General features: G+C 51.8%; 1 protein-coding gene. It reads right to left on the bottom strand.

Annotated features, from left to right (window positions below):
• Nucleotides 1-704, bottom strand: a 704-nt coding sequence (locus tag ICE88_RS08420) for an MBG domain-containing protein (protein ID WP_216252036.1), incomplete at both ends; no start/stop codon positions are given.

Below are 704 nucleotides of genomic sequence, written 5' to 3'. Positions count from 1 at the left end.
CCATTGGCGCTGGTCAAAGTCACAGCCGTGGCCACTTCACTATTGGCATAGGTACCAGCAGTCTTAGTAAATGAGCTTGTACCTAAGCTCAATGTGTCACCATAAACCTTCGTGCGGTTATCCGCAGTCAAGGTGATCGGACGAGCTGTGATCGCCAAGCTACCAGATACATACGTGATGTCATAGTTGCTAGCCAAGAAGCCATCAGTGCCTGTGGCTGATGTAGCAACTACCTCACTAGCGTTCGTACCTACGGCACGAGTCGTGCTAGCAGCGTAGCCATTGGCGCTGGTCAAAGTCACAGCCGTGGCCACTTCACTATTGGCATAGGTGCCAGATGTCTTAGTGAAGCCTGATGTGCCTAATGTGAGGCCATCACCGTAAACCTTAGTGCGGTTATCCGCAGTCAAGGTGATCGGACGAGCTGTGATCGCCAAGCTACCAGATACATACGTGATGTCATAGTTGCTAGCCAAGAAGCCATCAGTACCGGTGGCTGATGTGGCCACTACTTCATTGGCGTTCGTACCTACGGCACGAGTCGTGCTAGCAGCGTAGCCATTGGCGCTGGTCAAAGTCACAGCCGTGGCCACTTCACTATTGGCATAGGTACCAGCAGTCTTAGTAAATGAGCTTGTACCTAAGCTCAATGTGTCACCATAAACCTTCGTGCGGTTATCCGCAGTCAAGGTGATCGGACGAGC

Origin of the sequence: Polynucleobacter sp. AM-26B4 (assembly GCF_018882285.1) — a bacterium.
In the GTDB taxonomy this organism is placed as follows: Bacteria; Pseudomonadota; Gammaproteobacteria; order Burkholderiales; family Burkholderiaceae; genus Polynucleobacter.
The sequence above is the reverse complement of the archived record's forward strand: the minus strand, read 5'-3'. Positions and strand labels throughout refer to the sequence as shown.